Source organism: Pseudomonas sp. IT-196MI5, from assembly GCF_949767415.1.
GTDB lineage: Bacteria > Pseudomonadota > Gammaproteobacteria > Pseudomonadales > Pseudomonadaceae > Aquipseudomonas.
Map to the genome: position 1 here is coordinate 30,632 of NZ_CATKPZ010000017.1, position 22,651 is coordinate 53,282.

23 protein-coding genes are annotated in these 22,651 nt (G+C 59.8%); 17 read left to right on the top strand and 6 right to left on the bottom strand.

The features are described 5' to 3' along the window. A complete protein-coding gene (locus ACM6IK_RS13325; protein WP_056721482.1) occupies positions 1-597 on the bottom strand; it encodes a septation protein A in 597 nt (198 codons plus the stop codon). An 87-nt stretch (positions 598-684) separates the two neighbouring features. Between ACM6IK_RS13325 and ACM6IK_RS13330 the strand changes: the two genes are divergently transcribed. The 7 genes from ACM6IK_RS13330 to arfB all read left to right on the top strand — a co-directional run bounded on the left by ACM6IK_RS13330 (position 685) and on the right by arfB (position 8,397). Then, positions 685-1,548, top strand: a complete 864-nt coding sequence (locus ACM6IK_RS13330) for a PHP domain-containing protein (protein WP_108218599.1) — start codon at positions 685-687, stop codon at positions 1,546-1,548. A 13-nt stretch (positions 1,549-1,561) separates the two neighbouring features. Beyond that, the gene (locus ACM6IK_RS13335) at positions 1,562-2,191 is read left to right on the top strand and encodes an L-threonylcarbamoyladenylate synthase (protein WP_108218704.1); all 630 of its coding nucleotides are present in this window, start codon (positions 1,562-1,564) and stop codon (positions 2,189-2,191) included. A gap of 60 nt (positions 2,192-2,251) precedes the next feature. Continuing rightward, positions 2,252-3,010 carry a segregation and condensation protein A gene (locus ACM6IK_RS13340; RefSeq protein WP_173862173.1) on the top strand — a complete coding sequence of 253 codons (759 nt, stop codon included), beginning with the start codon at positions 2,252-2,254 and terminating at the stop codon, positions 3,008-3,010. 11 nt (positions 3,011-3,021) lie between these two features. Beyond that, a complete protein-coding gene (gene scpB, locus ACM6IK_RS13345) occupies positions 3,022-4,011 on the top strand; it encodes an SMC-Scp complex subunit ScpB (protein ID WP_414874708.1) in 990 nt (329 codons plus the stop codon). Positions 4,012-4,284: 273 nt separating this feature from the next. Beyond that, positions 4,285-5,496, top strand: coding sequence for a 23S rRNA pseudouridine(2605) synthase RluB (gene rluB, locus ACM6IK_RS13350; protein ID WP_414874709.1), 1,212 nt, complete (start codon positions 4,285-4,287; stop codon positions 5,494-5,496). 853 nt (positions 5,497-6,349) lie between these two features. Beyond that, positions 6,350-7,762, top strand: a complete 1,413-nt coding sequence (locus tag ACM6IK_RS13355; RefSeq protein WP_414874710.1) for an amino acid permease — start codon at positions 6,350-6,352, stop codon at positions 7,760-7,762. A 221-nt stretch (positions 7,763-7,983) separates the two neighbouring features. Further along, complete coding sequence (arfB, locus tag ACM6IK_RS13360; RefSeq protein ID WP_414874711.1) at positions 7,984-8,397, top strand: alternative ribosome rescue aminoacyl-tRNA hydrolase ArfB; 414 nt, start codon at positions 7,984-7,986, stop codon at positions 8,395-8,397. On the opposite strand, the gene ACM6IK_RS13365 is transcribed toward arfB, so the two are convergent. The 5 genes from ACM6IK_RS13365 to phhA form a co-directional block, all read right to left on the bottom strand. Next, a complete protein-coding gene (locus tag ACM6IK_RS13365) occupies positions 8,394-9,593 on the bottom strand; it encodes an MFS transporter (protein ID WP_414874712.1) in 1,200 nt (399 codons plus the stop codon). The genes arfB and ACM6IK_RS13365 overlap by 4 nt on opposite strands. Before the next feature lie 99 nt (positions 9,594-9,692). Beyond that, positions 9,693-9,878 carry a hypothetical protein gene (locus ACM6IK_RS13370; protein ID WP_108218605.1) on the bottom strand — a complete coding sequence of 62 codons (186 nt, stop codon included), beginning with the start codon at positions 9,876-9,878 and terminating at the stop codon, positions 9,693-9,695. Between the two features lie 481 nt (positions 9,879-10,359). Next, positions 10,360-11,553: an amino acid aminotransferase gene (locus tag ACM6IK_RS13375; protein WP_414874713.1), complete on the bottom strand. Its 1,194-nt coding sequence runs from the start codon at positions 11,551-11,553 to the stop codon at positions 10,360-10,362. Beyond that, positions 11,553-11,909 (bottom strand): 4a-hydroxytetrahydrobiopterin dehydratase, encoded by a 357-nt coding sequence (locus ACM6IK_RS13380; protein WP_095945468.1) that lies wholly within the window; start codon positions 11,907-11,909, stop codon positions 11,553-11,555. Before ACM6IK_RS13380 ends, ACM6IK_RS13375 begins: the two co-directional genes overlap by 1 nt. Before the next feature lie 104 nt (positions 11,910-12,013). After that, positions 12,014-12,805 carry a phenylalanine 4-monooxygenase gene (gene phhA / locus ACM6IK_RS13385; RefSeq protein WP_108218607.1) on the bottom strand — a complete coding sequence of 264 codons (792 nt, stop codon included), beginning with the start codon at positions 12,803-12,805 and terminating at the stop codon, positions 12,014-12,016. A gap of 403 nt (positions 12,806-13,208) precedes the next feature. On the opposite strand from phhA, the gene ACM6IK_RS13390 reads away from it, so the two are divergent. The 10 genes from ACM6IK_RS13390 to ACM6IK_RS13435 all read left to right on the top strand — a co-directional run bounded on the left by ACM6IK_RS13390 (position 13,209) and on the right by ACM6IK_RS13435 (position 22,640). After that, positions 13,209-14,768 carry a sigma-54-dependent transcriptional regulator gene (locus ACM6IK_RS13390; protein WP_095945466.1) on the top strand — a complete coding sequence of 520 codons (1,560 nt, stop codon included), beginning with the start codon at positions 13,209-13,211 and terminating at the stop codon, positions 14,766-14,768. 157 nt (positions 14,769-14,925) lie between these two features. Beyond that, entirely contained in the window at positions 14,926-15,093 is a 168-nt protein-coding gene (locus ACM6IK_RS13395) for a periplasmic nitrate reductase, NapE protein (protein ID WP_095945465.1), read from the top strand. A gap of 37 nt (positions 15,094-15,130) precedes the next feature. After that, positions 15,131-15,397 carry a chaperone NapD gene (locus tag ACM6IK_RS13400; RefSeq protein ID WP_095058996.1) on the top strand — a complete coding sequence of 89 codons (267 nt, stop codon included), beginning with the start codon at positions 15,131-15,133 and terminating at the stop codon, positions 15,395-15,397. Further along, entirely contained in the window at positions 15,388-17,892 is a 2,505-nt protein-coding gene (gene napA / locus ACM6IK_RS13405; protein WP_414874714.1) for a nitrate reductase catalytic subunit NapA, read from the top strand. The genes ACM6IK_RS13400 and napA overlap by 10 nt, the downstream gene beginning before the upstream one ends. An 11-nt stretch (positions 17,893-17,903) precedes the next feature. After that, positions 17,904-18,395 carry a nitrate reductase cytochrome c-type subunit gene (locus tag ACM6IK_RS13410; protein ID WP_414874715.1) on the top strand — a complete coding sequence of 164 codons (492 nt, stop codon included), beginning with the start codon at positions 17,904-17,906 and terminating at the stop codon, positions 18,393-18,395. Positions 18,396-18,404: 9 nt separating this feature from the next. After that, complete coding sequence (locus tag ACM6IK_RS13415; protein ID WP_085723386.1) at positions 18,405-19,001, top strand: cytochrome c3 family protein; 597 nt, start codon at positions 18,405-18,407, stop codon at positions 18,999-19,001. Positions 19,002-19,204: 203 nt separating this feature from the next. After that, positions 19,205-19,945 carry a flagellar basal body rod protein FlgF gene (locus ACM6IK_RS13420; protein ID WP_414874716.1) on the top strand — a complete coding sequence of 247 codons (741 nt, stop codon included), beginning with the start codon at positions 19,205-19,207 and terminating at the stop codon, positions 19,943-19,945. Positions 19,946-19,990: 45 nt separating this feature from the next. Beyond that, the gene (flgG, locus tag ACM6IK_RS13425; protein WP_414874717.1) at positions 19,991-20,776 is read left to right on the top strand and encodes a flagellar basal-body rod protein FlgG; all 786 of its coding nucleotides are present in this window, start codon (positions 19,991-19,993) and stop codon (positions 20,774-20,776) included. A gap of 52 nt (positions 20,777-20,828) precedes the next feature. After that, entirely contained in the window at positions 20,829-21,524 is a 696-nt protein-coding gene (flgH, locus tag ACM6IK_RS13430) for a flagellar basal body L-ring protein FlgH (RefSeq protein WP_223547427.1), read from the top strand. Between the two features lie 27 nt (positions 21,525-21,551). Further along, positions 21,552-22,640: a flagellar basal body P-ring protein FlgI gene (locus ACM6IK_RS13435; protein ID WP_218432802.1), complete on the top strand. Its 1,089-nt coding sequence runs from the start codon at positions 21,552-21,554 to the stop codon at positions 22,638-22,640. Positions 22,641-22,651: the final 11 nt, after the last annotated feature.

The window sequence follows — 22,651 nt, forward strand, 5'->3', positions numbered from 1 at the left end:
TCAGTCCTCGGTTTTTGGCGTAGTGGTATCGGCATCGTGCAGATGGCGGGACAGGTAGATGCCCTGGCCGACCAGGAACAGCAAAGTCATGCCCAGGCTGCCGAAGACCTTGAAGTCGACCCAGTAGCTCTGGAAAGTGAAGGCGACAAACAGGTTGGCGGCACCGCAAAACAGGAAGAAGGCGATCCAGGCAATGTTCAGGCGCGTCCAGACCGGCTCCGGCAAGGTCAGCGCGTGGCCCATGATGCGCTTGATCAGCAGGCTGTCACCGACGAAGTGGCTGCCGATGAACGCCAGGGCGAACAGCCAGTTGACCACCGGGGCTTTCCACTTCAGGAACGTCTCGCTGTGGAAGGCGAGCGTCAGGCTGCCGAAGACCAGACAGGCGATCAGGGTCAGCCACTGGCTCTTCTCCAGCTTGCGCTGCTTGATGAACAGTGTGCCGTAGACCACCAGGGAACTGACGATCAGCATCGCGGTGGCGCTGTAAATACCGCCTACAGTGAACTCATGACCGGCGATGTCGACGACCCGTGGATCGATCTTGAAGACGATGAAAAACAGCAGGAGCGGGATGAAATCGATGAATTGTTTCACAGTGGCAGCCAGAAGCAGGATGTGGCGGCATAATAACAAACATATGGGCGCGCGATAGCGCCAGCTGATTTGAGGATACAAAGCCCTGTGAATGTTGATTTGCACTGCCATAGCACGGCCTCCGATGGCGCCCTGGCGCCTGCGGTTCTGGTGGCGCGGGCGTTCGAGAAAGGCGTGCGAGTCCTGGCCCTGACCGATCACGATACCCTTGAAGGCCTTGACGAGGCCCGCCACGCGGCCACCGCGCTGGGGATGCAACTGGTCAATGGCGTCGAATTGTCCTGCACCTGGGGCGGCGCGACCATTCATGTATTGGGCTACGGTTTTGATGTGAACGCCGCGCCGTTGGTCGAGGCCATCGCCAGATTGCATGATGGCCGCTGGCTGCGCTCCGAGGAAATCAGCCGCAAACTGGCGCTCAAAGGTATGCCGGGGGCGCTGGAAGGCGCCCGCCAGATCCAGCAGGAGCTGGGCGACAGCGGTAACGCGCCGGCCCGCCCGCATTTCGCCGACTGGATGGTGCGTGAAGGTTTCGTCAAGGATCGCGCCGAGGCGTTCCGTAAATGGCTGGGTGCCGGCAAACTGGGCGACGTCAAGCAACACTGGCCGACCCTGGAAGAAACCGTCGAAACCCTGCGCGCAGCCAAAGCCTGGGTCAGCCTGGCACACCCCTGGCACTACGAATTCACCCGAAGCAAGCGTCGCCGCCTGATTGCCGACTATATTCAAGCAGGGGGCCACGCCATCGAAGTGGTCAATGGTTACCAGCCTGCCGAGCAAGTGGGCAGCCTGGCCATTCTGGCCCGCGAGTTCGGTCTGCTGGTCAGCGCCGGCAGTGATTTTCATGGCCCTGGAGGCTGGTCGGAGATCGGTGAATACCGGCCACTCCCGGAGGATCTGCCACCACTATGGTGTCGATTCAAACATGACCCAGTTATTGCCGCCGTCTGAACAGGTAGAGAATGTGAGTCAATTTTTCCAGATTCATCCGGAAAACCCGCAAGCGCGCCTGATCAAACAGGCAGTCGAGATCATCCGCAAGGGCGGGGTGGTGATTTATCCCACAGACTCTTCCTACGCCATTGGTTGCCAGATCGGCGACAAAGTGGCTGTGGAGCGCGTGCGACGTTTGCGCGGGCTGGATGAAAAGCACAATTTTGCGCTGATTTGCTGCGATCTGTCGCAATTGGGGCTGTTTGCCAAGATCGACACCGGCACTTTCCGCTTGCTCAAGGCCCACTTGCCGGGGCCGTACACGTTCATTCTCAACGCCACCCGCGAAGTACCGCGACTGTTGCTGCACCCGAAAAAACGCACCATCGGCCTACGGGTGCCAAGCCATCCGATTGCCCTGGCGCTGCTGGAGCAGCTCGGTGAGCCGTTGATGAGCGTGAGTCTGATCATGCCCGGTGAAACCGACCCTATGTTTGATCCCTATGAAATGCGCCAGTTGCTCGAACACCAGGTCGATCTGATCATCGACGGCGGCTTCGGCGGGATCAAGGCGTCCACCGTGATCAATCTCGCCGACGGCGAGCCGGAAGTGATTCGCGTTGGTTGCGGCGACCCTGCGCCGTTCATGGTCGAGGCCTAGATGTCTGCAGTAGAACCCGTCGACAGTCAGGCCGGTGCCCAGCAGGAACTGCCTTTCGCCATGGTCTATGGCCAGGCGGTCATGGAAATGCCGCTGGACCTGTACATCCCGCCGGATGCCCTTGAGGTCTTCCTTGAAGCCTTCGAAGGGCCCCTCGACCTGCTGCTGTACCTGATCCGCAAACAGAACATCAACATTCTCGACATCCCGGTGGCGGAAATCACCCGCCAGTACATGGGCTACGTCGAGTTGATGCAGTCGGTGCGCCTGGAGCTGGCCGCCGAGTACCTGGTGATGGCTGCGATGCTGGCCGAGATCAAGTCGCGGATGCTGCTGCCGCGAGCCGAAACCGTCGAGGATGAAGAGGATGACCCGCGCGCCGAACTGATTCGCCGCTTGCAGGAATATGAGCGTTTCAAGGCTGCCGCCGAAGGCATCGATGGCCTGAGCCGCGTCGGCCGTGATGTGGTGGTGCCCAAGCTTGATGCCCCAGAGGCCCGGGCACGCAAGCTGTTGCCGGACGTGCGTCTGTCCGAGCTGCTGTTGTCCATGGCCGAGGTGTTGCGCCGTGGCGACATGTTCGAAAGCCATCAGGTCAGCCGCGAGGCGCTGTCGACTCGCGAGCGCATGAGCGATGTGCTGGAACGGCTCAAGGGCGGCGGTTTTGTGCCGTTTGTCGAGCTGTTCACCGCTGAAGAAGGGCGCCTGGGGGTAGTGGTGACCTTTATGGCGATCCTTGAATTGGTCAAGGAATCCCTGGTCGAGCTGGTGCAGAATGAGCCATTTGCCGCGATCCATGTGCGAGCCCGAGCCGAATAACGAGTCGAAACATGAACCTGACTGAACCCCGTGATCTGGCACCCTTGCTTGAAGCCTTTCTGTTGGCCTCGGGAAAGCCGCAATCCCTGGAAAGCCTGTTCGAACTCTTCGAAGAAGGCGAGCGCCCGGAACCACCGGTCTTCAAGAAGGCCCTGGCGATTCTGGCCAAGTCCTGTGATGGCCGCGCGTTTGAGTTGAAGGAAGTGGCCTCGGGTTATCGCCTGCAAATTCGCGAGAAATTTGCGCCTTGGGTCGGGCGTCTGTGGGAAGAGCGCCCGCAGCGTTACTCCCGTGCCATGCTGGAAACCATGGCCCTGATCGCCTATCGCCAGCCGATTACCCGTGGCGAAATCGAAGACGTGCGGGGTGTGGCGGTCAACAGCAACATCGTCAAGACGTTGATGGAGCGCGAGTGGATCCGCATCGTCGGTTACCGTGACGTGCCCGGAAAACCGGCGATGTTCGCCACCACCAAGGCGTTCCTCGATCACTTCAACCTGAAAAACCTCGACGACCTGCCGCCGCTGGCGGAACTGCGCGAGCTGGAACCGGATCCGGTGCTCGATTTCGATGACGCGCCCGTACCTGCCGGTCTGCAAGAATTGGCCGACGCCAGCGCCGAGCCGGAAGAGCCGAAGGAAGAAACCAGTTTCCACACGCTGTTGCTGGAGCTGGACAGCATGGAGGAGGGGCTCAAGACCGATTTCGACGATTTGCTGCGTGATGGGGTGTCGCCTGAGTTCGATCCGGAGCAGTCGGTCATTGAACCAGAGGTCGAAGCGGCACAGCCTGAGCCTGAGCCGGAAGGCGAGCCTCAGTCGGACATTGAACCAGAGCAAGAAGACGACATCCTCGGCGTTGCCGAAGCCCGCGAAAAACTCCTGGCCGCCGTTGCCGCCCTCGAACAGCCGAAGCCCGAGCCCGAACTGTCGGACGAAGAGGCCGAAGCCCAGGCCCTGGCCGATGCCATCGAAGCAGAACGCCGCCAGCTCGAAGACTGACGTAAACCCTGTGGGAGCGAGCTTGCTCGCGATGACGGCAGTACATTCAACATCAATGTGACTGAAAAACCGCTATCGCGAGCAAGCTCGCTCCCACAGGGTTTTGTGTTCGCAAGCAAGTTGCGTGTCACCGGCCGGCGGAAAAACAAATAACCCTGCATTGATCAGCTAGTCTCTGATGCGCAAACGCCCTCATGCGCGTATGATTCGCGACCCTTCGGCGATCCCTTCGCCCAAGTACCCAGTTTTCAGACCACACCGGGAGGTGCCCAGATGAGTATCAAAGACCAGCAAGACGACCAGCCAATCGGCCCAGCAGGCGAAAAACTGCAGAAAGTCCTCGCCCGTATCGGCGTTGGCTCGCGCCGTGACGTGGAAGCCTGGATCAGCCACGGCCGCATCAAGGTCAACGGCAAAGACGCCACCCTTGGCCAGCGTGTCGACATGCACGACGCCATCACCATCGATGGCAAGGTGATCAAGCGTGAAGAGGCCGCCGAGTCGGTCCGCCGCGTGATCATGTACAACAAACCCGACGGCGAGATCTGCACCCGTGTCGACCCTGAAGGTCGTCCGACGGTGTTCGACAAGCTGCCGCGCCCGAAAGAAGGGCGCTGGATCAACATCGGCCGTCTCGACATCAATACCACCGGTTTGCTGATGTTCACCACCGACGGTGAACTGGCCAACCGTTTGATGCACCCGTCCTACGAGATGGACCGCGAGTACGCCGTGCGTGTACGCGGTGAAGTCGACGACGAGATGATCGAGCGCCTGAAGGCTGGCGTTGTTCTTGAAGATGGCCCGGCCAAGTTCACCGACATCAAGCAGGCGCCAGGTGGCGAAGGTTTCAACCACTGGTACCACTGCGTGGTGATGGAAGGTCGTAACCGTGAAGTGCGTCGCCTGTGGGAATCCCAGGGGCTGGTGGTCAGCCGTCTGAAGCGCGTGCGTTTCGGCCCGGTGTTCCTCAACTCCGACCTGCCGATGGGTCGCTGGCGTGAAATGAGCCAGTACGAAGTCGACATTCTCAGCGCCGAAGTTGGCCTGACGCCGGTAGCCATGCCGCAACTCAACGCCAAGAGCAAGGACAAGCTCGACCGGATGCAGCGCAAGTCGTCGCGGCCGATGGCCAGGACCGAGCGCGTGCGCACCCTGCGTCCAGCGAGTGGCGGACCTGCTGCCCCGCGTGATAACCGCGAGCCGCAGATTGAAGGCGAGCGTCCAGGTCGCAAGCCAGCCGCCCGTCAGGACGGCGAACGCGGTCCACGCACGCCGCGTCCGGCCAATGGCCGTAGCGAGCGTGGCGAAGGTCGTGGTACGCCGGTGGCGGACCGTCCAGTCGACACCAAGCGCCCGGCCAAGCCTGCGCCGAAGCGCCCAGGGATCAAGCTGGTCGACGGCGACGCGCCATCGGGCAAACGCCGTGGCGCACCAGCCGGTTCCGGCCAGCGTCCGGGCTTTGGTCGTCGCAAGCCGGAATAATCGGCTGAGCGCTTCATAAAAAACGCCAACCTTCGGGTTGGCGTTTTTTTTGGCCTGGCTTTATGTCTGTGTCGTTTTTGAGGCCGCCTTCGCGAGCAAGCTCGCTCCCACAGGGAAATGAGTTTGCTTGGAGAATCGCGATCAAAATGTGGGAGCGAGCTTGCTCGCGATGGCGTCAGTCGCTGCACCGAGAACTCCAATGTGGAAATCCGGATTTACGCCCTGTAAAGAAAACCTGACGAAATCCGCAGATTAACCCCGTGGATTTGCCACTTCCTGGATTCCGTAAGAAAACTCTTACGCGTCAGCGCCTTCCTTCCTACATCCGACCCTCTAGCCCGCTTGTTTCATCACTCCAGTCAGGGTGTCATGCGTGCCATGCCTGTCGTGCAGGTGCATAACAAAAAGGAGGCGCAATGAACGCCGCAATCCATCTCCATCTCTCTGCGAGGGGCGGTTTTCCTGCCTTTCCCGTCGATGATCCGCAAGGGTCTGACCCATTTTTTGCAGCCGCCCGAGCCTCTCGGGGCGGACACAGGCAATCCCGGCCATAGACACGCTTGTCCAGCGGGTCTGGCAGCAGGGGGTTACAGGTGTACAATGCGCCGCGTTTTACCTGTGACCTCCTGCGCACCTGCGCAAACCTCAAGGCTATCCGCCTTGTTCACTCCGTCGCGTCACGAGCGTGTCGGGTTCGATTTCGTCGCAGATAAAAACAAACAGGTGACGCATGACCGTTGTAAATACGCTGAACTCCTGGTGCCTGCGCTGGGGTTTGATCGGTGCCGCTTAGCGTCTTTTCTGAGCAGCAACGTCTACTGAACATCATCAAACCTTGCGTGAGACCCTTTTCATGAGTGGACAAAACCCGCAATCAGGCGAGCTGAAACGCGGCCTGAAAAATCGCCACATTCAATTGATCGCCCTCGGTGGCGCGATCGGTACCGGTTTGTTCCTCGGCTCGGCCGGGGTACTGAAATCCGCCGGCCCGTCGATGATCCTCGGCTATGCCATCTGCGGCTTCATCGCCTTCATGATCATGCGCCAACTGGGCGAAATGATCGTCGAAGATCCGGTGGCCGGTTCCTTCAGCCACTTCGCGCACAAGTACTGGGGCGGCTTTGCCGGCTTCATGTCGGGCTGGAACTGCTGGATTCTGTACATTCTGGTGGGCATGTCCGAGCTGACGGCCGTCGGTAAATACATCCACTATTGGGCGCCGGACATCCCGACCTGGGTCTCCGCAGCTGCCTTCTTCGTGCTGATCAACGCCATCAACCTGGCCAACGTCAAAGTGTTTGGCGAGGCCGAGTTCTGGTTCGCGATCATCAAGGTCGTGGCGATCGTCGGCATGATTGCCCTGGGCAGCTACCTGCTGGTCAGCGGCAATGGCGGCCCGCAAGCCGCGGTCAGCAACCTGTGGTCCCACGGTGGCTTCTTCCCGAACGGTGTCAGCGGTCTGGTGATGGCCATGGCTTTCATCATGTTTTCCTTCGGTGGCCTGGAAATGCTCGGTTTCACCGCTGCCGAAGCTGACAAGCCAAAAACCGTGATCCCGAAAGCCATCAACCAGGTGATCTACCGGATCCTGATTTTCTACATCGGTGCCCTGGTTATCCTGCTGTCGTTGACCCCGTGGGACAGTTTGCTGACCACTCTGAACGCCTCCGGTGATTCCTATAGCGGCAGTCCGTTCGTGCAAGTGTTCTCGATGCTGGGCAGCAACACCGCCGCGCACATCCTCAACTTCGTGGTCCTGACTGCGGCGTTGTCGGTGTACAACAGCGGCACCTACTGCAACAGCCGCATGCTGCTGGGCATGGCCGAGCAGGGCGATGCGCCGAAAGCATTGGCGAAGATCGACAAGCGCGGCGTGCCGGTGCGTTCGATCCTGGCCTCGGCCGCCGTGACCCTGATCGCGGTGCTGCTGAACTACCTGATCCCGCAAAACGCGCTGGAATTGCTGATGTCGCTGGTGGTGGCTACCCTGGTGATCAATTGGGCGATGATCAGCTATTCGCACTTCAAGTTCCGCCAGCACATGAACAAGACCAAACAAACGCCGCTGTTCAAGGCCCTGTGGTACCCGTACGGGAACTACATCTGCCTGGCGTTCGTGGTGTTCATCCTTGGCGTGATGCTGTTGATTCCGGGGATCCAGACATCGGTGTACGCGATTCCGGTGTGGCTGGTGTTCATGTGGGTCTGCTACGGCATCAAGAACAAGCGCAGTGCGCAGCGTGCCTTGCAGGCCGCAGTGGAGTAACTCCGCGCAGAAACAGCAAACCCGGCCAAGTGCCGGGTTTGTCGTTTCTGCACTTCACACACACATCCCCTGTAGGAGCGAGCCTGCTCGCGATGGTGGTGGGTCAGCAAAGGTTATGCTGACTGATACGGCCTCATCGCGAGCAGGCTCGCTCCTACAGGGGCCGCATTCCTCCAATCGTTTCGCGGTATCCTGCACGTTCTGAATTCGGACGCTTTCCCATGCTGGCCATTTCCAACAACGTGCATCTGCCGGATGCCGAGATCGAGTTGACGGCCATTCGCGCCCAGGGCGCCGGTGGGCAGAACGTCAACAAAGTCTCCAGTGCCGTGCACCTGCGCTTCGACATTCCGGCGTCGTCCTTGCCCGAGTTCTACAAGGAGCGGCTACTGGCGCTGCGTGACAGCCGCATCACCAGCGACGGTGTGTTGATCATCAAGGCTCAGCAATACCGGACACAGGAGCAGAATCGTGCGGATGCTTTGGAGCGTTTGATCGAACTGATTCAGAGTGCCACCAAGGTCGAGAAAAAGCGTCGTCCGACCAAGCCGACCCTCGGCTCGAAGACCCGTCGCCTCGAATCCAAATCCAAGCGCGGCAACATCAAGGCCGGGCGCGGCAAGGTCGACTTCTAGCGGGCGTCCCGTGCTTCGCGTTGCTTTGGCGCCTGCCGATACAAATAAAGACTCAGGATCAAACCGCTCAACGCGGCGAGTGCAGCGAACAGGAAGATCGAAGCGAACCCGAACCCGGCCGCAATGGCGCCGGCGAGCGGCCCGGTGATCCCCAGCGACAAGTCGATGAACAGTGAATAGGCGCCGACGGCTGCGCCACGGCTGGAGGCCGGGACCAGGTTGACTGCTTCCACCCCCAGCGCCGGAAACACCAGCGAAAAGCCGAAGCCGCTCAGCGCCGCTCCCGCCAGTGCCCAATGGGCATCGGGTGCCAGCCACAGCAACAGCAACCCGAATGTTTCCACCGACAGGCAGGCAATGGCGACGCGAAAGCCGCCGAGGCGGTTGATCAGGTTGCCGAACAGCAAGCGCGCACCGATGAAGCTGGCGCCGAACAGGCTCAAGCACAGCACGGCGTTATCCCAGTGTTGCGTGGCGTAATACAGGGTGATGAAGGTGGCGATGGTGCCGAAGCCAATGGAGCCCAGGGCCAGTCCGCAGCCGTGGGGGAAGACCCGCCCGAGCACGTGCATGAACGGCAGCCGCTCACCGGCAACGATCGGCGCGGCGGTTTTCGGCCAGGCCAGCAGCAGGCCGAGCACGGCCAGCAACACAATGCTCACGCCCATGCTCCACAAGCCCAGGCGATGGACGAGCAACACGCCAAGGGGCGCGCCGACGGCCAGTGCGCCATAGCTGGCGATACCGTTCCACGAGATGACCTTGGCCGTATTCGCCGCGCCGACCCGGCCAATGCCCCAGCCAATCGAGCCCGAGCCCACCAGGCTTTCCGCGCTGCCGAGCACCAGGCGGCCGATCAGCAAGCTGAACAGACTCAAGGCCGGCAGGCTCTGGGTCCAGGCCGAGATCAGCATGAACACACCACTCAGGCCGCAACCGGCCAGGCCATACATCACGGCCAGTTTGCTGCCCTTGTTGTCGATGATCTTCCCGGCATAGGGGCGGCTGAGCAGGGTGGCCAGGTATTGCACGCTGATCACCAGGCCCGCGATCACCGCGCCGAACCCCAGGTCGCTGTGGACGTAACCGGGCAATACGGCCAGGGGGATGCCGATGTTCAGGTAGCCGATGAAGGTGAAAAGGACGATGGAAACGACTTGCAGCGTGACCGCCAGGGGGCGCTGGTTTTCAGGCATGGGTAAAGGTCCACGGTAAAGCAGGATAGATAGGCTGCTTATGATAGCGGTGTGGACGGTTGCAGGTTGTGAAAAAGTAAAACTATTTGCCGGGCGCTGTCATTCAGGTTTGACGGGGGCGACCAGCTGCGTGGTGACCAGGGCGGCCAGCGCATTTTCCTGGGTGCCGAAGCGGGCGAGCAAGGCGGCTTGTTTCTCGGGAGAGAGGCGATTCCAGATCTCGATCATTTTCTCGGCGGTGCCGATCAGGACGCTGGCCTGCGCTTCGCTGAATTCATCGGTCATGGACAGAGTTCTCGTTTCAGGCAGTGTGGAAAGCGCATGTTAGCGCTTTCCACACGGTCTGTACGGCGGGTGTTTCAGTCTTCTCTGTCAGCCTGGCGGCGGTCAGTGGCTTCTTTCGGCTGGGGCTGTTGGGCTCCGGCTTGCTGCGTGGTCGTCTGCTCAGGTTCGTGCAGGCTTGGGAAGGGGAGATTAGGAATCTCGTGCATGGTCGCGCTCCTCGCTAAGTCTGTTGATAGATCTGGTAGATCCGCGCTTTAAAAAAAGCCTGGGCAGGATACCGCACTGAAAATGACAAACGGACTTTTATATCCATTTGTTTCGACGGATGGGGTTGTATAGACAGATCGGTAACACTGGCGCAGAAATAATTGTAGGAGCGAGCCTGCTCGCGATAGCGGTGTATCAGTCAACATCAATGTTGAATGACACTCCGCTATCGCGAGCAGGCTCGCTCCTACAGGGGATTTGCAGTGTTTGAAGGTTATTTGCAGACCTTCGCAACCGCCTCGGCCAGCAGATCCAGACGTGTGGCATCAATCCCCGCCACGTTGGCCCGGCCGGAGCTGACCATGTACACGCTGTGGTTGTCCCGCAGGTTCTTCACTTGTTCCGGCGACAGGCCGGTGTAGGAGAACATCCCGCGTTGCACGCCAATGTGCGCAAAGCGCTCGCGCAATCCGTGAGGTTCTAGCGCCTCCACCAGACCGCTGCGCAGTTGGGCAATACGCAGGCGCATGGCTTCCACTTCGTCAGCCCAGAGGTTTTTCAGTTCCGGGTCGCCGAGGATGGTCGCGACCACGGCCGCACCGTGATCCGGCGGCGTCGACCACAGGTTGCGGGCGATGTTGGCCAGCTGGCTGCGGATGTCGGTGAGCTTGTCGGCGGTTTTCGCGCAGACAATCAGCGCGCCGGTGCGGTCGCGGTACAGGCCGAAGTTCTTCGAGCAGGAACTGGTGATCAGCAGCTCCGGCAACTCGGCGGCGAACAGCCGGGTCGACCAGGCATCCTGTTCCAGGCCATCGCCGAATCCTTGATACGCGAAGTCGATCAGTGGCAGCAGTTCGCGCTTGCGTACTACCTCCAGTACCCGCTGCCAGTCATCCTGGGACAGGTCGAAACCGGTCGGGTTATGGCAGCAGGCGTGCAGCAACACCACGTCGCCCTTGGGCGCTTCATTGAGCGCCGCGAGCATGCCGTCGACGTCGAGCCGGTTGTCACTGCCCACGTACGGGTAGTGGCTGACCTTGACCTTGGCTGTCGCAAAAATCGTTTCGTGGATCGGCCAGGTCGGGTTGCTCAACCACACGCCACGGCCTGGCAGGCATTGGGCGATGAAGTCTGCGCTCAGGCGCAGCGCACCCGTGCCACCCGGTGTCTGGGTGGCGCCGGCGCGTTGTGCGTTGATCAGCTTCGAGTCGGCACCCAGCACCAGCTCATTGATGGCCTTGCCGAATGCGGGCTCGCCGTGGCCACCGATGTAGGTCTTGGTGGACTGGCGATCCACCAGGCGCTGCTCGGCAAGCTTCACCGACTCGAGAATCGGCGTCAGGCCCTGGGCGTCTTTGTAGACACCCACGCCCAAATCGAACTTGCGCGGGTTCGGGTCCTGCGCGTAGGCCTCCATCAGGCCGAGGATCGGGTCGCCAGGTACTCGACCGATGGCGTCGAAATGCATTATTTGCGCCCCTCAGCGTCCTTCGCAACGATGTCAGTGCGCGCGGCCATGATGAAGTCGTTGCGGTGCAGGCCTTTGATCGAGTGGCTCCACCAGGTCACGGTGACTTTGCCCCACTCGGTCAGCAGGCCCGGGTGGTGGCCTTCGGCCTCGGAGATTTCGCCGACAGCGTTGGTGAACGCCAGGGCGTGCTTGAAGTTCTTGAACAGGAAGACCTTTTCCAGCTGCATGATGCTGTCACGTACTTCGATGTTCCAGTCCGGGATCTGCTTGATCAGGATCGGCAGTTCTTCGTCGCTGACTTGTGGAGCGTCGGCGCGGCAGGCTTCGCAATGGGCTTGAGTTAATGCGGTCATGATGAATTCCTGAAATCGAATGTTGGGAAATCGGCCCTCAGTGCTACCACGCTAATCCAAAGCGATGGTTTCTGACAGGCTCACTTGATTCTAAAAGCGGCGGATCACGCGGCTTTTGGTTTTGGCGGAAACTTCGGTGCGTGCAGACCCATCTGCATCGCTTGCTTGACCATGCCCATGATGTCTTCGTGAGCGAGGTCGAACAGACGCTTGAGGTTTGGCAACGCGAAGTACAGTGGCTGCAAGATGTCGATGCGGTAAGGCGTGCGCATGCATTCCAGCGGATCGAACGCCTGATGCTCAGGCTCGTCCGACAGGCAATACACGGTCTCTTTCGGTGAAGACAGAATGCCGCCGCCGTAGATGCGTTGGCCTTGCGGGGTGTCGACCAGACCGAACTCGATGGTCATCCAGTACAGGCGCGCCAGGTACACGCGTTCTTCCTTGGACGCCTTGAGGCCGAGTTTGCCGTAGGTGTGGGTGAATTCGGCGAACCACGGGTTGGTCAGCAGCGGGCAGTGACCAAAGATCTCGTGGAAAATATCCGGCTCTTGCAGGTAGTCCAGTTCTTCACGGGTACGAATGAAGGTCGCCACCGGGAACTGCTTGCTGGCCAGCAATTCGAAAAAGGTCTGGAAGGGAATCAGTGCCGGAACCCGGGCAACCTGCCAGCCGGTGGTTTCACCGAGGACCTTGTTGATTTCGCCGAGTTGAGGAATGCGGTCGTGGGGCAGACCGAGTTTTTCGATACCGTCCAGGTACTCCTGGCACGCACGCCCTTCGATCACTTTCAGTTGACGGGTGATCAGCGTGTTCCACACCGCGTGTTCTTCGGCGGGGTAGTCGATAAAACCTTGCGCATCGGGCTCGCGAGCCACGTATTGCGTCTGCTTCATGCTGCTCTCCTGCTAGGGGATTTCGTTCTTGTTATGTACTGCTATGGACTTAGAAATACTCCAAGGATTGCACTGTTGCAGCAGGTGCTCGGCGTCAAGCGTAGGAAAACTCCTCGATAATCGTAAAGATTTCGTTACGTATTGGTCGTGAGCGCGCAGTTATTGAGATTTCACGGTTTGAAAAATGCTTTGCCTGTCACATAATCTTGACGACTATCTGAGCGCCTCGAAAGAAAAATGCGATCGAGCGTGCATCGCAATACCCCTGTGGGAGCGGGCTTGCTCGCGAAAGCGCCGGCATGTCCAACATTGATGTATCAGACAGGTCGCTATCGCGAGCAAGCTCGCTCCCACAGGGTTTGCGTTGATACCAACCTTATTCATCGCTTTTCAGGTCTTTTTTATGCGTATCAAAGTCCATTGCCAGAACCGCATCGGCATCCTGCGCGACATTCTCAATCTGCTGGTGGAGTACGGGATCAACGTGGCCCGCGGTGAGGTGGGTGGTGAGCATGGCAACGCCATCTACCTGCATTGCCCGAACCTGATCAACATTCAGTTCCAGGCCTTGCGTCCGAAATTCGAAGCGATTGCCGGGGTTTTCGGCGTCAAGCGTGTAGGGCTGATGCCCAGCGAGCGTCGGCACATGGAGCTCAATGCACTGCTCGGTGCGCTGGAGTTTCCGGTGCTGTCGATCGACATGGGCGGCTCCATCGTCGCGGCCAACCGGGCGGCGGCGCAGTTGCTCGGGGTGCGGGTCGACGAGGTGCCGGGGATTCCCCTGTCGCGGTACGCCGAAGATTTCGATTTGCCGGAACTGGTGCGCGCCAACAAGTCGCGGATCAACGGGCTGCGGGTCAAGGTCAAGGGGGACGTGTTCCTGGCCGACATCGCGCCGCTGCAATCGGAGCATGACGACAGTGAAGCCATGGCCGGTGCGGTACTGACGCTGCATCGCGCCGACCGGGTAGGCGAGCGCATCTACAACGTGCGCAAGCAGGAATTGCGCGGCTTCGACAGCATCTTCCAAAGCTCGAAAGTCATGGCCGCCGTGGTGCGCGAAGCGCGGCGCATGGCGCCACTGGATGCGCCTCTATTGATAGAAGGCGAAACCGGCACCGGCAAAGAGTTGCTGGCGCGGGCTTGCCATCTGGCCAGCCCGCGTGGGCAGTCGCCATTGATGGCGCTCAATTGTGCCGGTCTGCCGGAGTCGATGGCCGAGACCGAGTTGTTCGGTTACGGCCCGGGTGCCTTCGAAGGGGCAAGGGCCGAAGGCAAGCTCGGGCTGCTGGAACTGACGGCGGGCGGTACGCTGTTTCTAGATGGCGTCGGAGAAATGAGTCCGCGCTTGCAGGTGAAATTGCTGCGCTTTTTGCAGGACGGTTGCTTCCGTCGTGTAGGCAGTGATGAAGAGGTCTACCTCGACGTGCGAGTGATCTGCGCAACCCAGGTCGACCTGTCCGAATTGTGCGCTCGCGGCGAGTTCCGCCAGGACCTTTATCACCGCTTGAATGTGTTGTCGCTGCACATCCCGCCGTTGCGCGAATGCCTCGACGGTTTGACGCCGTTGGTGGAGCACTTCCTCGATCAGGCCAGCCGGCAGATTGGTTGTCCGTTGCCCAAACTGGCCCCGGCGGCCATGGAGCGGCTTAGTCATTACCATTGGCCGGGCAACGTGCGGCAGTTGGAAAACGTGCTGTTCCAGGCCGTTTCCCTGTGTGACGGCGGGACCGTCAAAGCCGAGCACATTCGTTTGCCGGACTATGGCGTGCGTCAGCCCCTTGGTGATTTTTCGCTTGAAGGAGGGCTGGACGAGATCGTTGGGCGTTTCGAGAAGGCGGTGCTGGAGCGGCTGTATTCGGAGCATGCCAGCAGCCGATTGCTCGGCAAGCGACTGGGTGTTTCCCACACAACGATTGCCAACAAGTTGCGTGAATATGAAATAGGCAAATTGGAGCGTTAACAACTCAACCGGGCAAGAATTATTATCGGATGTAAATATTTATCCAGCGCTTCAAGTTCGCATTTAAAGCGCTAGAACCTCTGCTATTGACCTGAATCATGGAACTTACAGAGGAAGCCATCTAGGCTCTTCTCAAAGTTTGGCAGGAGCGCTGACCATGCCATCAATGGATGACTCCACCCGGCGAGTTCGCAAAGAAACTCGCCTGTTCTATTTCCTGATCATTGTTCTGTTTCCACTGTTATCGGTGGCGATAGTCGGTGGTTACGGTTTTTTTGTGTGGTTTCTGCAAATGCTCCTCGGTCCGCCAGGGCCTCCCAACTGATCGACATTCATCTCTAATTCAGCAGGGAGTACGGGTCGTGGAAAAGACGCTGCACATTGCCAGTCTGGTAGTACATGCCCGTCCTGCCTTGTTCGAGGCGGTGAAAGCCAATCTGCGTTTGCTCACGGGCGTTGAGCTTCATCAGGAAAGCCCCGCCGGCAAATTGGTGGTTGTGCTGGAAACCGATCACGAAAGCCAGATTCTTCAGCGAATCGATCAGATCAATCGCTTGCCGGGTGTGCTCAATGCCGCTCTGGTTTATCACGAGATTCTCGATGTGACGGGAGAAAGCACATGCCTATGACTCGGCGAGAGTTTGTCAAAGCCCAGGCTGCCGGAATCGCGGCAGCGGCTGCGGGTCTCCCGGTGTTTACCTCGGCCAGCAACCTGATTACCGAACAAGACATGGTTTCCCTGAACTGGAACAAGGCGCCCTGTCGTTTTTGCGGTACCGGTTGCAGCGTCATGGTGGCGACCAAGGACAACCGCGTAGTTGCAACTCACGGCGATGTAAAAGCCGAGGTCAATCGCGGGTTGAACTGCGTCAAAGGCTACTTTTTATCCAAGATCATGTACGGCGTTGATCGGCTGACTCAGCCGCTGTTGCGCATGACCAATGGGCAATATGACAAACAGGGCGAGTTTCACCCGGTGTCCTGGAAACAGGCATTCGATGTGATGGAGTTGAAGTACAAGGAGGCGCTGAAGAATAAGGGCGGGGAATCCATCGCCATGTTCGGTTCCGGCCAGTGGACGATCTGGGAAGGGTACGCGGCCAACAAATTGATGAAGGCGGGATTCCGCTCGAACAACATCGACCCCAATGCACGCCATTGCATGGCCTCGGCGGTCATGGGGTTCATGCGCACGTTCGGTATCGATGAGCCGATGGGCTGTTATGACGATATCGAAGTCACCGATGCATTCGTCTTGTGGGGTTCAAACATGGCGGAAATGCACCCGATTCTCTGGAGTCGGGTGACTGATCGCCGTTTAAGCCAGCCGAATGTGAAAGTGGTCGTGCTCTCTACGTTCGAACATCGCAGTTTTGAACTGGCCGACATTCCGATGGTGTTCAAGCCACAGACTGACTTGCTGATTCTCAACTACATCGCCAACCACATCATTGAGAGCGGTTCGGTCAATAAAGACTTCGTCAGCAAACACACCAAGTTCGCCAAAGGCACGGATGACATTGGCTACGGTTTGCGTCCCGATAATCCGCTGGAAATGAAGGCCAAGAATGCCGACAAAGCGAACACCTGGACCGACATCGACTTCGAGCAATTCGCTGCTTTCGTAAAGCCCTACACCCTGGAACGCACCGCGAAGGAAACCGGGGTGCCAGCCGAGCGCCTCAAGGCACTGGCCGAACTGTATGCCGACCCCAAGCGCAAAGTGGTTTCGTTCTGGACCATGGGCTTCAACCAGCACACCCGGGGCGTGTGGGCCAACAACCTGATCTACAACATCCACCTGCTCACCGGGAAAATCAGCGAACCGGGCAACAGTCCTTTCTCCCTGACGGGCCAGCCTTCGGCCTGCGGCACGGCGCGGGAAGTGGGCACGTTCTCCCATCGTCTGCCGGCCGATCTGGTGGTGACCAATCCGAAGCATCGCGCCACGGCGGAAAAAATCTGGAAACTGCCGGCGGGCACCATCAAGGAAAAGGTCGGGTTCCATGCCGTGCAGCAGAGCCGCATGCTCAAGGACGGCGTGCTCAATGTGTATTGGACGATGGCCAGCAACAACATGCAGGCCGGGCCCAACATCATGCAGGAAGTGCTGCCGGGTTGGCGCAATCCCGAGAACTTCGTGGTGGTGTCGGATGTGTATCCCACCGTCTCAGCGCAGGCAGCGGATCTGATTTTGCCCACGGCGATGTGGGTCGAGAAAGAAGGCGCTTACGGTAACGCGGAGCGGCGTACGCAGTTCTGGCATCAACTGGTTTCGGCACCGGGTGATGCCAAGTCGGACCTCTGGCAACTGGTCGAATTTTCCAAGCGCTTTAAAACCGACGAAGTCTGGCCGGCGGAATTGTTGGAGAGTTCACCGCAGTACAAGGGCAAGACCCTGTATGAGGTGTTGTTCAAGAATGGCCAGGTCGATCAGTTCCCGGCTGAGCAACTGGCTGAGGGCTATCAGAACGACGAGGCCCGGGATTTCGGTTTCTACCTGCAAAAAGGCTTGTTCGAAGAATATGCCCAATTCGGCCGGGGGCATGGTCATGACCTGGCGCCCTTTGATCGTTATCACTCCGAACGCGGCTTGCGCTGGCCCGTCGTCGAAGGCAAGGAAACGCTGTGGCGCTTCCGCGAAGGTTACGACCCCTATGTCGAGAAGGGCAGTGGTGTGCAGTTCTATGGCTACCCCGACAAGAAGGCAATCATCTTCGCGCTCCCCTACGAGCCGCCTGCGGAAGCCCCGGACGCGGACTTCCCGTTCTGGTTGAGCACGGGGCGGGTGCTTGAACACTGGCACACCGGGACCATGACCCAACGTGTCGAAGAACTCTATAAAGCGGTACCCGATGCGCTGGTCTACATGCACCCGGCCGACGCCAAGGCCTTGAATGCCAGGCGTGGCAGCGAAGTGAAGCTGATCAGCCGGCGTGGCGAAATGCGCGCACGGATTGAAACCCGTGGACGCAACAAACCGCCTCAAGGCCTGGTGTTCGTGCCGTTTTTCGATGCCAACAGGCTGATCAACAAAGTCACGCTTGATGCGACGGACCCCATCTCCAAGCAGACCGATTACAAAAAATGCGCGATCAGGATTGAGTTGATCAAGACGGCATAAGGAGCGCTTTCATGAACTATCGTTCGCTGTCCCTGCTTGCCGCTCTGCTGGTGTGGCTGCCCATGGCATTTGCGGCAGAACCCGGTTACCCACTGGATGCGCCGGCACCCGATGGTCGACGGGTCGGCGGGACCTTGACTCAGGAGTTGCCCGCTCCACCCCTCGCGGAAGACGAGAACAAGGACCTCAAGCGTGAACGTAATTATCCCGAGCAACCGCCGACTATTCCCCACAGCATTCGCGGCTATGGCATCGACATGAACAGCAACAAGTGCCTGACCTGCCACAGTCGTGGCAACAGCGCGCGCACCCAGGCGCCGATGATCAGTATCACGCACTACATGGACCGCGACGGCCAGGCATTGGCGGCGGTGTCGCCGCGCCGCTACTTCTGTAACCAGTGTCATGTGCCGCAAAAAGATGTGAAGCCACTGGTGAACAACAGCTTCAAGAACATCGACCAGGTCTTGCAAGACGAAATCAACCGCCAGCCGAAACCTTGAGGAGAGGCCATGAAATCTTTGCTTGCCTTGCTCAAGGATTATTGGGGTGTGCTGCGTCGGCCCAGCGTGCATTACAGCCTGGGCTTCCTGACCCTGGGCGGGTTTATCGCCGGGGTGATTTTCTGGGGTGGGTTCAACACCGCGCTGGAAGCGACCAACACCGAGAAGTTCTGCACGTCCTGCCATGAAATGCGCGACAACGTGTTTGTCGAGTTGCAGGAAACCATTCACTACACCAATCGCTCGGGCGTGCGCGCCACGTGCCCGGACTGTCACGTCCCCCACGAGTGGACGCACAAGATCGCCCGCAAGATGCAGGCCTCCAAGGAGGTCTGGGGCAAGTTGTTCGGTACTATCAGTACCCGGGACAAGTTTCTGGGCATGCGCCGGGAGCTGGCCGAACACGAATGGGCGCGGCTCAAGGCCAACGACTCCCGGGAGTGTCGCAACTGCCACAACTTCGAGTTCATGGACTTCACCCGCCAGGGCAAACGCGCCGCCAACATGCACTCCACCTCATTGGCCAGCGGCCAGGCCACCTGTATCGACTGCCATAAAGGCATTGCCCACAAATTGCCCGACATGAGCGGCGTGAAAGGCTGGTAGCCGGCTTTTCACGGCGTTGCCGCCAAGCGGCATAATCGCGCCGGTTTTTCGTCTTCGATCGATTGTTCGTTTCCCTTCTGATCAGCTTCCAACCCCCGGTTTAAAGGGGGTTCGAGCCGCTGCGCGCAAGTTGGTCTGCAAATTGCTACAGCCTGCGCAACACAGCAGTGGGCGGCAAACGTCCGGCAGGCAGAGGAAAGAGTGTGGACAAGTACCTTTATGTGGCAATGACCGGCGCCAGCCAGAATGCACTGGCGCAAAAGGCTCATGCCAACAACCTCGCGAACATCTCCACCAACGGCTTCCAGAAAGATCTGGAACAGGCCCGTTCGATGCCGGTGTTCGGTGACAGCTTTCCGGCGCGGGCGTTTGCCATGACCGAACGCCCGGCCACCGATTTCTCCCCTGGCTCGCTGGTGGAAACCGGCCGCGACCTCGACGTTGCCGTGCAAGGCAGCGGCTGGATTGCCGTACAGACCCCCGATGGCGCTGAAAGTTACGTGCGCACCGGCAGCCTGAACGTTGACGCCCTGGGCGTGCTGCGCGCCGGCAACGGCATGCCGGTCATGGGCAATGGCGGGCCGATCGCCGTGCCGCCGGAGCAGCAGATCGAAGTCGGCGAGGACGGCACCATCAGCATCCGTGCGATGGGCGAAGGTCCCCGGGTGATGGCTGAAGTCGACCGCATCAAGCTGGTCAATCCAGACCTCCAGAACATGACCAAAGGCCTGGATGGTTCGATCCACACCAAGGACGGCAAGCCGGCGCAGGCCGATGCCGGCGTCAAGTTGGTGTCCGGGTTCCTCGAGTCGAGCAACGTCAATGCCGTGGAAGAGATGACCTCGGTACTGGCTTTGTCCAAGCAGTTCGAGCTGCACATCAAGATGATGAACACCGCCAAAGACGATGACCAGGCCATGGCTCGGGTCTTGCAGATCAGCTAATTACCAGAACGTCGCGCCGTAAAACAGGCGCACGAGGAGAATCGAATGCTTCCGGCTCTATGGGTTGCCAAGACAGGCCTGTCCGCCCAGGACACCAACCTGACCACCATTTCCAACAACCTGGCCAACGTGTCGACCACGGGTTTCAAACGTGACCGCGCCGAGTTCCAGGACCTGCTCTACCAGATCAAGCGCCAGCCAGGCGCCCAGTCGACCCAGGACAGCGAACTGCCGACGGGGCTGCAACTGGGCACCGGTGTGCGCATCGTCGGCACCCAGAAAAACTTCACCGCCGGCAGCCTGCAAACCACCGAGCAGCCACTGGACATGGCCATCGACGGCCGCGGCTTCTTCCAGATCCTGCAACCGGACGGCACCACGTCTTATACCCGTGACGGCACATTCCACCTGGACTCCAACGGCCAGATCGTCAACGCCAGCGGCTTTGCCCTGGAGCCGGCCATCGTCATTCCGAACGAAGCGCAGACCTTCACGGTCGGTCGCGACGGCACCGTGTCCATCACCGTTGCCGGCAACCCGGCCGCCCAGGTGATCGGCAACCTGCAAACCGCCGACTTCATCAACCCGGCCGGCCTGCAGGCGGTAGGCAACAACCTGTTCCTGGAAACCGCCGCCAGCGGCGCGCCGCAAGTCGGCACTCCGGGCCTGAACGGTTTCGGCTCCACGCTGCAGAGCACCCTGGAAACGTCCAACGTCAGCACCGTTGAGGAGATGGTCAACATGATCACCACCCAGCGCGCCTACGAGATGAACTCCAAGGTGATCTCCACCGCCGACCAGATGCTCTCGTTCGTAACGCAGAATCTGTAATCAAGTCTATGGGGCGGCCATGAGGCTGCCTGCAACACCGTGAGGTAGGGTCATGAATCGCTATGTATCTGTTCTGGCACTGAGTGGGATCACCGCGCTCGCAGGTTGCGTGCCTGCGACGCCCAAGCCCAATGACCCTTACTACGCTCCGGTGTTGCCGCGTACGCCCTTGCCGGCGGCAGCGAACAACGGCTCGATCTATCAGGCCGGTTTCGAACAGAACCTCTACAGCGACCGCAAGGCGTTCCGGATCGGTGACATCATCACCATCACCCTGAACGAAAGGACCCAGGCCAGCAAAAACGCCAACTCGCAAATTGGCAAGAACAGCAAGGCCAGCATCGGCCTGACCTCGCTGTTCGGCTCCACCCCCAACACCAACAATCCGTTTGGCAGTGGTGACCTGAGTCTGGACGCCAGCTATGAAGGCGACCGCGCGACCAAGGGCGATAGCAAGGCGGCGCAGGGCAACACCCTGACCGGCTCGATCACGGTGACCGTCGCCGATGTGTTGCCCAACGGCATCATCGCGGTGCGCGGCGAGAAGTGGATGACCCTCAACACCGGCGATGAGCTGGTGCGGATTGCCGGCCTGGTTCGCGCCGATGACATCTCCACCGACAACACGGTGTCGTCGACCCGTGTCGCCGATGCGCGCATCACCTACTCGGGCACCGGTTCGTTTGCCGATGCGAGTCAGCCAGGCTGGTTCGACCGTTTTTTCCTCAGCCCGCTGTTCCCTTTCTAGGTGGTCAGTTTGAATCTTAAACACCTGATGGTGGCCGCCTTGATGCTGTCCGCTGCGTTCAACGCGCAAGCCGAGCGCCTGAAGGACATCGCCAGCATTTCCGGCGTGCGTTCCAACCAATTGATCGGTTACGGCCTGGTGGTCGGGCTTAACGGCACCGGCGACCAGACGACGCAAACCCCGTTCACCCTGCAGACCTTCAACAACATGCTCTCGCAGTTCGGCATCAAGGTGCCGCCGGGTTCGGGCAACGTGCAGTTGAAGAACGTCGCGGCGGTGTCGATCAGTGCCGATTTGCCGGCGTTCGCCAAGCCGGGTCAGCAGGTCGACATCACCGTTTCGTCCATCGGTAACTCCAAGAGCTTGCGCGGCGGCACCTTGCTGCTGACACCGCTCAAGGGTATCGACGGCAACGTCTATGCGGTGGCCCAGGGCAACCTGGTGGTCGGTGGTTTCGATGCGGAAGGGCGAGACGGCTCGAAGATCACCGTCAACGTTCCGTCGGCCGGTCGCATCCCCGGTGGCGCCTCGGTGGAGCGCGCGGTGCCGAGCGGTTTCAACCAGGGCAACAGCCTGACGTTGAACCTCAACCGTTCCGACTTCACCACCGCCAAGCGCGTCGTCGACAAGATCAACGACATGCTCGGCCCTGGCGTGGCCCAGGCCATCGACGGCGGTTCGATTCGCGTCACTGCGCCGCTTGATCCAAGTCAGCGCGTCGACTATCTGTCGATCCTGGAAAACCTCGAAATCGATCCGGGTCAGGCGGTGGCGAAAGTCATCATCAACTCCCGTACCGGCACCATCGTGATCGGCCAGAACGTCAAGGTATCCCCGGCCGCCGTCACCCACGGCAGCCTGACCGTGACCATCACCGAAGACCCGATCGTCAGCCAGCCCGGGCCTCTGTCCAATGGCACGACGGCGGTGGTGCCGCGTTCGAAGGTCAATGCCCAGCAGGAAGCCAAGCCGATGTTCAAGTTCGGCCCGGGCACCACCCTCGACGAGATCGTGCGGGCGGTGAACCAGGTCGGCGCGGCACCGGGTGACTTGATGGCCATCCTCGAAGCGCTGAAGCAGGCCGGCGCCCTGCAAGCCGATCTGATCGTGATCTGAGGACGGCCATT

Coding starts and splice junctions, on each gene's coding strand:
- ACM6IK_RS13395 (WP_095945465.1), top strand. CDS start 14,926: ATGCCATCAATGGATGACTCCACCCGGCGAGTTCGCAAAGAAACTCGC.
- ACM6IK_RS13410 (WP_414874715.1), top strand. CDS start 17,904: ATGAACTATCGTTCGCTGTCCCTGCTTGCCGCTCTGCTGGTGTGGCTG.
- ACM6IK_RS13390 (WP_095945466.1), top strand. CDS start 13,209: ATGCGTATCAAAGTCCATTGCCAGAACCGCATCGGCATCCTGCGCGAC.
- ACM6IK_RS13365 (WP_414874712.1), bottom strand. CDS start 9,593: ATGCCTGAAAACCAGCGCCCCCTGGCGGTCACGCTGCAAGTCGTTTCC.
- ACM6IK_RS13340 (WP_173862173.1), top strand. CDS start 2,252: ATGGTCTATGGCCAGGCGGTCATGGAAATGCCGCTGGACCTGTACATC.
- phhA (WP_108218607.1), bottom strand. CDS start 12,805: ATGAAGCAGACGCAATACGTGGCTCGCGAGCCCGATGCGCAAGGTTTT.
- arfB (WP_414874711.1), top strand. CDS start 7,984: ATGCTGGCCATTTCCAACAACGTGCATCTGCCGGATGCCGAGATCGAG.
- ACM6IK_RS13435 (WP_218432802.1), top strand. CDS start 21,552: ATGGTGGCCGCCTTGATGCTGTCCGCTGCGTTCAACGCGCAAGCCGAG.
- napA (WP_414874714.1), top strand. CDS start 15,388: ATGCCTATGACTCGGCGAGAGTTTGTCAAAGCCCAGGCTGCCGGAATC.
- flgH (WP_223547427.1), top strand. CDS start 20,829: ATGAATCGCTATGTATCTGTTCTGGCACTGAGTGGGATCACCGCGCTC.
- ACM6IK_RS13355 (WP_414874710.1), top strand. CDS start 6,350: ATGAGTGGACAAAACCCGCAATCAGGCGAGCTGAAACGCGGCCTGAAA.
- ACM6IK_RS13380 (WP_095945468.1), bottom strand. CDS start 11,909: ATGACCGCATTAACTCAAGCCCATTGCGAAGCCTGCCGCGCCGACGCT.
- rluB (WP_414874709.1), top strand. CDS start 4,285: ATGAGTATCAAAGACCAGCAAGACGACCAGCCAATCGGCCCAGCAGGC.
- ACM6IK_RS13415 (WP_085723386.1), top strand. CDS start 18,405: ATGAAATCTTTGCTTGCCTTGCTCAAGGATTATTGGGGTGTGCTGCGT.
- ACM6IK_RS13375 (WP_414874713.1), bottom strand. CDS start 11,553: ATGCATTTCGACGCCATCGGTCGAGTACCTGGCGACCCGATCCTCGGC.
- flgG (WP_414874717.1), top strand. CDS start 19,991: ATGCTTCCGGCTCTATGGGTTGCCAAGACAGGCCTGTCCGCCCAGGAC.
- scpB (WP_414874708.1), top strand. CDS start 3,022: ATGAACCTGACTGAACCCCGTGATCTGGCACCCTTGCTTGAAGCCTTT.
- ACM6IK_RS13370 (WP_108218605.1), bottom strand. CDS start 9,878: ATGACCGATGAATTCAGCGAAGCGCAGGCCAGCGTCCTGATCGGCACC.